Here is an 11661-nt window from a genome sequence, read left to right on the forward strand (position 1 = left end):
GATGAAGGCGGCTTCATGGAAACTTTCCACCGAAGAGATCGCCGTGAAAAGCTCGGGGGGCCGCGTTTTGCGCGAAGACGTTAAAGCGGGCTTTGACATCCCTCCCTTTGACAAGGACAAAGGGTTCGGCCTCGGTCTCGATGACGCCTTCGATACCGATGGTCAGCGTATTCTCGGCCACATCCCGAATGACCGCCGGATACCATTGACCATCAAGATCGACATCGCGGGCGACATCGACGCCGGTCAGGGCTGCCCGCCATGCTGCCTCTTGCGCCAATGCATCTGCAGGGATGGTCTCGCCAGTACCGCGCCAGACACCCTGCGCACGGTCATACTCTTCCAACGCGCGTTGCAGCGATTGGCGCGCGGTGACCTGCAAATCGGGATCAACCGTCGCACGGATCGCCAAGCCACCGGAAAAGAACTCTTCCTCGCCAAAGTTCTGGCTCAGCTGGCGGCGGATTTCGTCGGTGAAGTAATCACGCTCTGGCAGGCTCTCGCGGAAGTCCTCGTAATCGCCGCCCTGCACCGACAAGAGCGGTGCTGCGCGTTCTGCCTCATATGTCGCCTCGTCGATATAACCGTTCTCGAACATCTCGCGCAGGGTGTTGTCGCGCCAGAATACGGCAATCTCGCGATCGCGGACCGGGTGGCGATTGCTGGGCGACTTGGGTAGCGAGGCCAGATAGGCCGCCTCGCCCGCCGACAATTCGGTCAGGGGTTTGTTGAAATACGTCAGCGCCGCAGCGGTAACGCCAAAACTATTCTGGCCCAGAAAAATCTCGTTCAGATACAGCTCGAGGATACGCTCTTTCGGCATCGCCCTTTCGATACGGACGGCCAGAATGATTTCCTTGATCTTGCGCTCGACCGACCGAGACCCGTCCAGTAGAAAGTTCTTCATCACCTGCTGGGTGATGGTCGAGGCACCGCGCACGTTTTCGCCGCGCGATTCGACCGCATCGACAACGGCCGACACCATGCCCATCGCGTCATATCCGGCGTGTGTATAAAAGTTCTTGTCTTCGGCAGAGATAAACGCCTGCTTGACGATATCGGGAATTTCTTCGGCAGGAGTGAACAAACGACGCTCGACTGCGAATTCGTCAATGATCTGCCCGTCGCCCGAATAAATCCGGCTGATGGTCTTTGGCGTGTATTGCGACAGAGTTTCATAACTGGGCAGGTCGCGGCCATACATGTAAAGCACCCCGCCGATGGCAAGCCCGCCCATGATCGTGCCAAGGGTGAGAAGCGTAAAAAGCCCGCCAATGAAAGAGGTGATAAAGCGCAACACGAATTTGGACCCAGTCCTGTCTGTTTCACCTGCTTATACGCGGCAGGGGCAGCATGGTCAAAAGGGCAAATGCCACCTATGGCCAGATGATGCCGGGCGTGGGATCACTTTTTCAGTAGGGCCGCCCCGTCTTTCAACGTGCCAAGAGGATTACGGTATCGCGAATGGCCCGCAAAATCCGCGCACGCCCTTCTGCGGTGGCCAGCACTGCACGATCCTCGGCATTCGACAGAAACCCCGCTTCGATCAACACACTGGGAAAATCGGCGGCAGTCAGCACCGCGAATTGCCCTTCGCGCCGTGGGGTCCCATTCAAAAGCACACCCTGCGCCTGCATGGAGGCCGCCAGCGCATCGGCGATGCGCCGCGCCTCTGGGCCTGTCCGGGCGCGTGCAAGGTCCATCAGGGCGGTGGCGACACGGTCACCTGCGGTGTCCAGATCAACACCCGCCAAAAGGTCGCCGCGTTCGTGGCGTTCCACATTGCGCCGTGCGGCTTCGGTGCCGCCATCGGCGGACAGCGTATAGACTGACGCACCACGCGCAGCATCTTCCTCAAGCGCATCCGCGTGCAAAGAGATGAAAAGATCGGCACCCACCTGACGCGCAAGGGTCATCCTTGCGGACAGAGGCACGAACACATCCGCATCGCGCGTCAGGACCGCTTGCAGGCCCTCTTGGGCATTCAGCATGACCGCCAGTTCCGTCGCCATCAGCAACATCAGGTCCGCTTCCTTGATCCCACCTTGCGACGCCCCGGGATCAATTCCGCCATGGCCCGGGTCGATGACAACGACGAAATCCTCACTTGCCGCAAGGTCTTGGGCAATCTTCGGGTCGAACCCCGCCACCACATCCCATCCCGGATCGGGCGGCGCACCTGCGCTTGCCGCGAAAGCCTCGGGGCTGGTGCGTTCCATAATAATCGTCAGGTCCACAGCATTTTCAATTGTGGTCATGCCGGCTTGGGCAATGACCAGCGGCTCGGCCAGATCAACCACCATGCGCGACCAACCGGGGCGCAGGGGGCCAAAGCGCACCGCCTCTGCCCGATCCCCAGAACGAACGGTTTCGGCATCCAATGCGGCAAAAGACGCGCCTTCGATGTCCACAACCAGACGGCGGGGCGCGTCCAGGGTGAACACGCGGTAAGGCGTGATCCGGTCCAGCCCGACCGCAATCTCAAGCGTCCACCACCCGTCACTGACGCTGGTGCGCACCGGATCGACGCTCACCTGCGCAGTGGCAAGATTGGCCGCGAAAAGGAATGCCACCAACCAGCGGATCACGCTCGACGCCCCTGCATGAATTGCGCCAACCTGTCCAGCCCTTCGGTAATATCGGCGGTCGATCTTGCATAGGAAAAGCGAAGCCAGTGATGGCCACGGGTCGCGTCGAAATCAAGGCCCGGTGTCACCGCAACACCCGCCTTTTCAAGGATTTCCGCCGCAAACCCCAATGCGTCATCGGTATATTCCGATACATCGACATAAACATAAAACGCACCATCAGGCGGGGCAAAGCGGGTCAGGCCAGCCGCCTGCAGACCTGCAATCATCAGATCGCGGTTTGCTTTATAAACCGTCTTGTTGGCCTCCAGTTCATCTGTGCAATCCATCGCGTGCAGGGCCAGACGCTGGGCCGCATGGGGGGCACAAATAAACATGTTCTGGGCCAAGCGTTCGACCTGCCTGATATGACCCTCGGGCACGATCATCCAGCCAACGCGCCAGCCCGTCATCGAGAAATACTTGGAAAAGGAATTCACGACATACACGTCATCGGTGACCTGCAGCGCCGTCACAGGGGCGGTGTCGTAATCAATGCCGTGATAAATCTCGTCCGAGATCAGGGCCGCGTCCTGCGCCTGACACGCATCGGACAAAGCGGCCAGACCATCGCTGTCCAGCATCGTGCCCGTCGGGTTCGCCGGAGAAGCCACGATCAACCCGTCCAGATGATACTTAGCCACATCTGACGGCAAAGGCTGGAACCGCTGGGCAAATGTTGTTGGAATATCAATGGGTGACAGGCCAACCGCCTTTAATATCTGGCGATACGACGGATAGCACGGCGTCCCCAGACCCACCCGCGCATCGTTGTCAAAAAGGGCCGAAAACGCCAGCAGGAACGCCCCCGACGCCCCGCTGGTAATTACCACGCGGGCCGGATCAAGCGTCACGCCGTACCAATCAGCATAATGCTGCGCGATGCGTTCTTTCAGTTCCGGCAAACCAAGGGCCACGGTATAGCCCAGCGGGTCGGCCATATCCGCGATCAGCCTGTCCTTGGCAGCTTGCGGCGCACCGGTACCGGGCTGGCCGACCTCCATATGGATGATGTGTCGGCCCGCTGCCTCGGCCTTACGGGCGGCTTCCATCACATCCATCACGATGAACGGATCAACATCACCTCTTTTCGAAAGTCGCATCGTCTGCCTCATGTGTTTTGCCGCCTGTTTGCCCGTCCAGCGCGGGTGGCGTCAATGGGCAAGCGCGGTCGTCCTGGCCGCTATTCGGCGGCCATCTCGTTCTGGGCCTCAAGCTCGGCGGCTTTCTTTTCGACCTGCGCGACAATGTGATCGACCATATCGGCGTTCGATTGCTTATGGCTCTGCTTACCCGCGAGATAGACCATGCCGGACCCTGCCCCGCCACCGGTAAAGCCCACATCGGTCATAAGCGCCTCTCCGGGTCCGTTGACCACACAACCGATGATGGACAGCGACATGGGCGTCTTGATGTGTTCCAGCCTTTTCTCCAGTTCTTCGACGGTCTTGATCACGTCAAAGCCCTGCCGCGCACAGGACGGGCAGGAAATGATATTCACGCCACGATGGCGCAGGCCCAGCGATTTCAGGATTTCATAACCGACCTTCACCTCTTCGACCGGATCGGCAGACAGGCTGACGCGGATCGTATCGCCGATCCCCATCCACAAAAGGTTCCCCAACCCGATAGCCGATTTGATCGTGCCAGAGGTCAGGCCACCAGCCTCGGTAATGCCAAGATGGATCGGCGCATCTGTCGCCTCGGCCAATTGCTGATAGGCGGCTGCGGCCATGAAGACATCCGACGCCTTGCAGGAAATCTTGAATTCATGGAAATCATTGTCCTGCAAAATCTTGATATGATCGAGCCCGCTTTCCACCATCGCATCCGGGCAAGGCTCCGCATATTTGTCCAGCAGATGCTTTTCCAGTGACCCTGCGTTAACGCCAATGCGGATCGAACAGTTGTGGTCGCGGGCCGCCTTGATCACTTCTTTGACGCGTTTTTCGTCGCCGATGTTACCGGGGTTGATCCGCAGGCACGCCGCACCTGCCTCTGCCGCCTCGATCGCGCGTTTATAGTGAAAATGGATATCCGCCACGATCGGGACGGACACCTCTGGCACGATCTGCTTCAGTGCGGCGCTGGATGCTTCATCCGGCACCGAAATGCGCACGATATCCGCCCCCGCATCCGCCGCCGCCTGCACCTGCGCAATCGTGGCTTTGATATCGGTCGTCAACGTATTGGTCATGGTCTGCACCGTGATCGGCGCATCCCCCCCGACAGGTACATTGCCCACCATGATCTGACGCGATTTGCGACGGTAAATGTTACGCCACGGGCGGATAGGATTCAGGGACATGCGCTTTCGGCTCTCGTCTTGGGATCAGTTGCAGCTAACCTATGCCGCCAGCACCGCTTCATCAAGCGTCGCGCGCTGCGGTCATTCGTCCGCAACAACCTCGGCGAAATTGACGATTTCAGCCAGATCATTATCCGCGCTCAGATCGGCGACGGCATATGTCTGTGTCAGGTTTTGCGTGCTCAGCGCGACGTTCGACGTCACGACACCTGACTGCCCGACCGGGCCATAGTGGACACCGTTGACGGCAAAATACATTGCCCCGCTTTCACCGACGCGTAGCGTTGCAGGTTCTTCGGTCGTGGGCACGACAAAATTCTGACCCGGCTCCATCACACCTTCAAAGATCACGGTACCATCCGCAGACCGCACCCGTACCCAAGCCGGGCGGACCGCGACCAGTTGCACTTCGGGCACATCGGGTTCAACGACCTGAATGGCGGGCGGGGCCGGTATATCAGCCGAAGCGACCATCATCTCCCGCGTCGGCGAAACGCCCACATCTGGAAGAAGCGCACCGATCATACCGGGGCTCAGTGTTGAAATCGGCGCATCACGCGCGACCAGAACAGGCACATCAAGCGCCTGCGGGCGATAAAGCCTGTCCAAGGACTGGCGGGACGGTGTCTGGAAATCCTCCAAAGGATCGCTTGGCTGGATCGTGTTTGTCGCGCCAGCCAAAGGATCAAGATCGGAAATCACCACCGGCGTCTGTTCCACAGGGGCGAACTGCACCTTTTGCACCTCTTGCAGAACGGTCCAGCCGCCATACCCCAGACCGGCGATCAATGCGACCAGCACCATAACAGACCCGATCGCCCGTGGTTCCACACCCGAAAGCATCGCGTCACCTGCAGGAATGAAAGGCGTCGCAGACGCTGAAAAAATATCCTTGCCCAAGGGGGCGGCAGCGGGATCGAATGTCTTGCCCTTCAGCGAAGACGCCTCGGCCGACATCCCGTGGGCCGTGGCAAATCCGCTTTCCACGCAAAAAGCCTCGAACGCATCGTCAGGGTCCATGCCCAGATAACGGGCATAGGACCGCACGTAGCCTGCGATAAATCCGGGGGTGTCAAAAGCGGAAGGGTCTGCATTTTCGATAGCGGCAATATACGCGGCCTTGATCTTGAGTTCGCGTTGCACGTCCAAAAGGCTCTTGCCCAAGGTCGCACGTTCACCGCGCATCAGATCACCCAGACGCAAATCAAAGGCGTCAAAGCCTGTCGCCTGCACGTCCTCCGGTGCGTCAGCACGCTTGAAGGTCTTCCCGATCATCGACTGTCCCGTCGCTTAATGCCCCTAAGCGCACGTTGTCCAACGAATCGAAACAGTAAGTGCGCCTTCAACCTACCTAACACGTTAGGCAAAGTTATGCACAGACGTTCTAGGGTTAACCGGCAAGCTCAGCGCGATTCAGCGCACATTGTGACCAAAGACCGTCCAAAGCGCCTACCAATGCATCCATTTCGCGCGGGCCATGAACCGGCGACGGGGTAAAGCGCAGTCGCTCTGTCCCGCGTGGCACCGTCGGATAGTTGATCGGCTGCACGTAAATTCCGAAATCGGACAGCAACATATCCGACAACTGTTTGGTGTGCACCGGATCGCCGACGATCAGCGGCACGATGTGACTGCCGTGATCGATGATCGGCAGGCCCATCCCTTTCAGCCGCAATTTCAGAATTTTCGCTTGCGTCTGGTGCTGCTCACGCAATGCCTGATCGGTCTTGAGATGCGCAACACTTGCCGCCGCACCCGCCGCGACAGCAGGGGGCAAAGATGTCGTAAAGATAAAGCCCGGCGCATAAGAGCGGATCGCGTCGCACATTTTCGCGCTGGCGGCGATATAGCCACCCATGACGCCATACGCCTTGGCCAATGTGCCGTTGATGATATCGATACGGCCCATCAAACCGTCACGCTCGGCCACACCTGCCCCGCGCGGGCCATACATGCCAACCGCATGTACTTCGTCGATATAGGTCAGCGCGCCAAACTCGTTGGCCAGATCGCAAATCGCCTCGATCGGACCGAAATCGCCGTCCATCGAATAGATGGATTCAAAGGCAATCACCTTGGGCGCGGCAGGATCGTCGGCTTCCAGAAGCGTGCGCAGATGCGCCACGTCGTTGTGACGGAAAATACGCTTTGCCCCCCCATTGCGGCGCACACCTTCGATCATGGACGCATGGTTGAGCGCGTCGGAATAGATGATCAGGTCGGGGAAAAGCTTGGGCAGCGTGCTCAGCGTCGCGTCATTGGCGATATAGGCCGAGGTAAACAATAGCGCCGCTTCCTTGCGGTGCAGATCGGCCAGTTCAGCCTCAAGACGCTTGTGATAAACAGTCGTGCCCGAAATGTTGCGTGTCCCGCCAGAGCCCGCACCCGTGGCATCTATCGCTTCATGCATGGCGGCAAGTACGACAGGATGCTGGCCCATGCCCAGATAGTCGTTGCCGCACCACACCGTCACCGGCGCTTCGCAGCCATCGGGTTTACGCCATGTTGCATGGGGGAACTGCCCACGCTTGCGCTCGATATCAATGAAGGTCCGATAGCGGCCTTCCTGGTGCAAACGTTCAATCGCAGTGTCCAGCTTGGCGTCATAATCCACGGCAGTCGTCCTCTTCTTCATCGCAAAGACTGCATTTGGGGCAGACTTTGAATCGTTCTAAGCGTCATATAGGGCGACACTGCCTCGGACAAGACGTTACAAAGTGTCGCTCCTTAGCCGTATTTAGGGGGTCGGCGGCGCTGTTTCCGTGATCTGGATCAATATATGGCGCGTTACGCTCCTGTGACCAAGGAACGGAATAGCTGACTTTGCGTAAAATTCACACTGCGCCCATGCTGTTGCCCAAAAATACAGTCTTTCATTTCCCCGCAGTTGGAACTGACCTGATCCATTTTCAACTGGACCTTTGAACCGGACCACCTTGACCTCTTCTTCATTAAGGTCAACCCTCGCGGCAAATCCCAAATGATAGGCCACACACATGACCCTCGACCCCGTCCTCGCCCGCATCGACGCCGACCTGCCACAGGCAACAGACCGCCTGCTGGAGCTTTTGCGCATCCCCTCGATCTCGACAGATCCGGCCTACAAGGGCGATTGCGACAGCGCCGCAGACTGGCTGGTGGCTGACCTGCAATCTATCGGATTCGAGGCCTCCAAGCGCCCCACGCCCGGCCATCCGATGGTTGTCGCACATACAGGCGGCGACGGCCCGCACATCCTGTTTTACGGCCACTACGACGTGCAACCTGTTGATCCGCTTGACCTTTGGGACCGCGACCCTTTCGACCCCCAGATCGAGGATACCGCCAACGGCAAGGTAATCCGGGGCCGTGGATCGTCCGACGACAAAGGGCAGTTGATGACCTTCGTGGAGGCCTGCCGCGCGTGGAAGGCCGAACATGGCACCCTGCCCGCCAACATCACGATCTTTTTCGAGGGCGAAGAAGAATCAGGTTCCCCTTCCCTCACCCCCTTCATGGCGGAAAACCGCGACGAATTGACCGCCGATATCGCGCTGATCTGCGACACCGGGCTATACGGCGACAGCACACCGGCGATTATCACACAGCTTCGCGGGCTCTTGGGCGAGGAACTGACCATCACCGGACCCAACAAGGACCTGCATTCGGGCATGTACGGCGGTCTTGCCATGAACCCCGCAAGGGTGCTGGCCCGCGTCATCGCCGCCCTGCACGACGATAACGGGCGCATCACGGTGCCGGGTTTCTACGATGGCGTGCCGGAACTCTCCAATGAACTGGCTGCCGCCTGGGATGACCTGAAATTCGACGAAAAGGCGTTTCTGAGCGAGGTCGGCCTGTCTGAACCCGCAGGCGAAAAAGGCCGCCGCCCGCTCGAAATGATCTGGTCGCGCCCCACCTGCGAGGTCAACGGCATGTGGTCGGGCTATACCGGCGACGGGTTCAAGACCGTCCTGCCGTCGCAAGCGCACGCCAAAATCAGCTTCCGCCTTGTCGGCACGCAGGACCCGCTGAAAATCCGCGAAAGTTTCCGCAAGATGGTGCAGGATATGCTGCCCCCCGATTGCAGCGTCAGCTTCAAGGACCACGGCGCCAGCGCCGCCGGGCAAATGACCACGACCCACCCCGCCTTCGATCAGGCGCGCAAGGCGCTGTCCGATGAATGGCCCAATGCCGCAGCTTATGTCGGCTCCGGCGGCTCGATCCCCATCGCAGGGCACTTCAAGAAAATCCTCGACATGGATGCCATGCTGATCGGGTTCGGCAAGGACAACGACGCGATTCATTCGCCCAATGAAAAATACGACCTGTCGTCGTTTCACAAAGGGATCAGAAGCTGGGCGCGTATCCTGGACGCGATGACAAGCTAAAGGACAAAGGCCCGGCCATCCCCAGGGCCGGTTGATTTTTGTCAATCCCAATGATTATCTCTCGGCCTTAATTCCGATGGACGCGGGGCGGATGACATTCTGTCATCGCCCTCGCGTCCATCGACGAAACCGATCAAGAGGGAGTGGTGAGCATGAGTATGAAAGATGCCTATGTGGAAAAACTCAAGTCACAGATGGACGAGTGGAAAGCAGAGATCGACAAGCTCAAGGCCAAAGCGGACAACGCTCAAGCGGATGCCAAGATCGAGTACCTTGAACAGATCGATGATCTGAGGGAAAAGCAAGTGGAAGCCACGGAGAAGCTGGCCGAACTCCAGACTGCGGGCGAATCTGCCTGGGAGGACCTGAAGGCAGGTGTCGAAAGTTCATGGGACAGCTTCGAAGACGCCATGAAAAAAGCGATGTCCCGTTTTAGATAGTCCAGATAAGCCTAATGCATGTCGGGATCGCCATGACCCCGACCTCCAAGCTCGGTCGGTTCACCGCAGGTGTGCCGCGCGCATTCCAGTTCCAATGTGCTGTGTTCGATACCGAAACGGTCTGAAAGTGCAGATTTGATGCGCGACTTGATGTCGTCTGCATCACTCCAGCGGCCTTCGGCGATAACAACATGCGCATCGAGGGCCGCGCGATGCTCTTCCATCTGCCAGAAGTGCGCGTGGTGGATGCCCGTCACGCCATCGATCGCACGCACCGCATCAAGAACAGACCCCGTCGCGATATCGGGTGGCGATCCCAGCATCAGAATACGGATCACGGGGCCGATGCCACGGAAGGACTGCCACAGGATGTACCCTGCAATCATCACCGTCACGATGGGATCAACCAACAGCCAGTCGTAAAGCAGGATCAGCGTACCCGCAACGATCACCGCGATGGATCCCAGCGCATCAGCGACGTTGTGCAGAAAAGCCGCACGGATGTTCACGCTGGACTTCGACATCGCATAGGTCAGCATCGCCGTGACGACATCCACGAGCAGCGCGACGCCTGCGATGATCACGATGATCCAGCCCGAGACCGGTTGCGGGTCGGCAAAGCGGAGCGCGGCCTCGTAAAGCAGGTAAAGGCCGATGACGATCAGCACGGTGTAGTTGATCAACGCAGCCACGACCTCGACCCGGCCATAGCCAAAAGTCATCTGCGCATCCATTGGCCGCCGCGCAATCTTGCGTGCGCCAAAAGCGATGAAGAGCGAGATCGCGTCGGAAAAATTGTGCAGCGCATCCGCGATCAGCGACAGCGAACCGGCAACGATCCCGCCGACGATCTGTGCAACCGTGAGGCCCATGTTGACGGCAATTGCGGCCAGAACCCGCCGGTCGCCCGCGTCCGGATCGACATGATGATGGTCTTTGTGATCCATATCCGCAGCTCCCTCTGAATCGCTTCGTGTTCCAATGCAGTCAGCCTACATCCCTTTTGGCGCAAAGCATCAGCGGTCAGGTATGTCCGGCCCTGCGACCGACGGCACAACACTTCTGCGCCCCAAAAGGCACACGATAGCACGATGCAATGCCGCAGGGCATAACACAGGTACTTGTTCCGATTTGGAAAATGGCGCGGTTGACGGGGCTCGAACCCGCGACCCCCGGCGTGACAGGCCGGTACTCTAACCAGCTGAGCTACAACCGCGCGTGAGGTGCGGGATAATCGCCGATGCGCAGGGCGTCAACGCATAATCAACACCGGATGCTTGTTTTTGTCGGTGTCCTGTCGTCAGGCCTGCCAAATTTACGCTTTGTTCATTCCTTAGAGCGTACGGACGGTTAACACCAAGGCATAGGCACGCCTTGTACGTACAGGTTCTGTACGCCCTCTGTACGGCTTCTGTATGGGCCAAATCCCACAAAAGAAGGGCGTTAACCACGAACAGCGCATCTGGCCGAAACACGCGGCAAAACCGTTGCATGAAACTAATGATATTCCGAAAGGAAAATGCAGTGGCGCGGTTGACGGGGCTCGAACCCGCGACCCCCGGCGTGACAGGCCGGTACTCTAACCAGCTGAGCTACAACCGCGCATCTGCTTGTCCGGGAAACCCGAACGTGGGCTGCTTCTAAGTGCCCCCGCACGCCCCGTCAAGCACTCTCAACGCTCGGGCAGCGGAATAAATTCCGTGCCCTTCCGTATTTGTCAGCAGACAAAGTCCAAAAAAGGCAAATCGAAGATAAAATCAGGGGAATGGTGGGTGATGAGAGGCTCGAACTCCCGACATCTTCCGTGTAAAGGAAGCGCTCTACCAACTGAGCTAATCACCCGATGCGGCATCGTTTAGACCAGCCGTGCGGGTTGTGCAAGCCTCATTCCAACAGGTTTTGTGCGCCATCTTTCA

At 58.6% G+C, this 11661-nt stretch carries 8 protein-coding genes, 3 tRNA genes and 1 pseudogene; 2 read left to right on the forward strand and 10 right to left on the reverse strand.

Annotated features, from left to right (window positions below):
• Positions 1-115 precede the first annotated feature (115 nt).
• The 6 genes and pseudogenes from R6T97_RS00130 to hemA form a co-directional block, all read right to left on the reverse strand.
• Positions 116-1300, reverse strand: a pseudogene (locus tag R6T97_RS00130) (transglycosylase domain-containing protein); the annotation flags it as partial.
• Between the two features lie 133 nt (positions 1301-1433).
• Complete coding sequence (locus tag R6T97_RS00135; protein ID WP_410347288.1) at positions 1434-2588, reverse strand: N-acetylmuramoyl-L-alanine amidase; 1155 nt, start codon at positions 2586-2588, stop codon at positions 1434-1436.
• Positions 2585-3730, reverse strand: a complete 1146-nt coding sequence (locus R6T97_RS00140) for a pyridoxal phosphate-dependent aminotransferase (RefSeq protein ID WP_410347289.1) — start codon at positions 3728-3730, stop codon at positions 2585-2587. Before R6T97_RS00140 ends, R6T97_RS00135 begins: the two co-directional genes overlap by 4 nt.
• An 80-nt stretch (positions 3731-3810) precedes the next feature.
• Entirely contained in the window at positions 3811-4935 is a 1125-nt protein-coding gene (gene ispG / locus R6T97_RS00145; RefSeq protein ID WP_410347290.1) for a flavodoxin-dependent (E)-4-hydroxy-3-methylbut-2-enyl-diphosphate synthase, read from the reverse strand.
• 81 nt (positions 4936-5016) lie between these two features.
• The gene (locus R6T97_RS00150) at positions 5017-6210 is read right to left on the reverse strand and encodes a helix-turn-helix domain-containing protein (RefSeq protein WP_410347291.1); all 1194 of its coding nucleotides are present in this window, start codon (positions 6208-6210) and stop codon (positions 5017-5019) included.
• A gap of 115 nt (positions 6211-6325) precedes the next feature.
• Positions 6326-7549 carry a 5-aminolevulinate synthase gene (gene hemA / locus R6T97_RS00155; RefSeq protein WP_410347295.1) on the reverse strand — a complete coding sequence of 408 codons (1224 nt, stop codon included), beginning with the start codon at positions 7547-7549 and terminating at the stop codon, positions 6326-6328.
• A 382-nt stretch (positions 7550-7931) separates the two neighbouring features.
• Between hemA and R6T97_RS00160 the strand changes: the two genes are divergently transcribed.
• Both R6T97_RS00160 and R6T97_RS00165 read left to right on the forward strand, forming a co-directional pair.
• Positions 7932-9305: a M20/M25/M40 family metallo-hydrolase gene (locus tag R6T97_RS00160; RefSeq protein WP_410347292.1), complete on the forward strand. Its 1374-nt coding sequence runs from the start codon at positions 7932-7934 to the stop codon at positions 9303-9305.
• A gap of 152 nt (positions 9306-9457) precedes the next feature.
• Entirely contained in the window at positions 9458-9745 is a 288-nt protein-coding gene (locus R6T97_RS00165; protein ID WP_410347293.1) for a hypothetical protein, read from the forward strand.
• 11 nt (positions 9746-9756) lie between these two features.
• Here R6T97_RS00165 and R6T97_RS00170 read toward each other — a convergent pair whose 3' ends face one another.
• From R6T97_RS00170 to R6T97_RS00185, 4 genes are all read right to left on the reverse strand, one after another.
• The gene (locus tag R6T97_RS00170) at positions 9757-10692 is read right to left on the reverse strand and encodes a cation diffusion facilitator family transporter (protein WP_410347294.1); all 936 of its coding nucleotides are present in this window, start codon (positions 10690-10692) and stop codon (positions 9757-9759) included.
• Positions 10693-10884: 192 nt separating this feature from the next.
• Positions 10885-10961, reverse strand: a tRNA-Asp gene (locus tag R6T97_RS00175).
• Between the two features lie 309 nt (positions 10962-11270).
• Positions 11271-11347 (reverse strand) — tRNA-Asp (locus R6T97_RS00180).
• A gap of 164 nt (positions 11348-11511) precedes the next feature.
• Positions 11512-11587, reverse strand: a tRNA-Val gene (locus tag R6T97_RS00185).
• Positions 11588-11661 lie beyond the last annotated feature (74 nt).

It is taken from the genome of Yoonia sp. (genome assembly GCF_046498525.1).
Lineage (GTDB): Bacteria > Pseudomonadota > Alphaproteobacteria > Rhodobacterales > Rhodobacteraceae > Yoonia.

Bases quoted from the DNA above. Each gene is read 5' to 3' on its own strand.
- R6T97_RS00140 (WP_410347289.1), bottom strand. From the start codon at position 3,730: ATGCGACTTTCGAAAAGAGGTGATGTTGATCCGTTCATCGTGATGGAT.
- ispG (WP_410347290.1), bottom strand. From the start codon at position 4,935: ATGTCCCTGAATCCTATCCGCCCGTGGCGTAACATTTACCGTCGCAAA.
- R6T97_RS00150 (WP_410347291.1), bottom strand. From the start codon at position 6,210: ATGATCGGGAAGACCTTCAAGCGTGCTGACGCACCGGAGGACGTGCAG.
- R6T97_RS00160 (WP_410347292.1), top strand. From the start codon at position 7,932: ATGACCCTCGACCCCGTCCTCGCCCGCATCGACGCCGACCTGCCACAG.
- R6T97_RS00165 (WP_410347293.1), top strand. From the start codon at position 9,458: ATGAGTATGAAAGATGCCTATGTGGAAAAACTCAAGTCACAGATGGAC.
- R6T97_RS00170 (WP_410347294.1), bottom strand. From the start codon at position 10,692: ATGGATCACAAAGACCATCATCATGTCGATCCGGACGCGGGCGACCGG.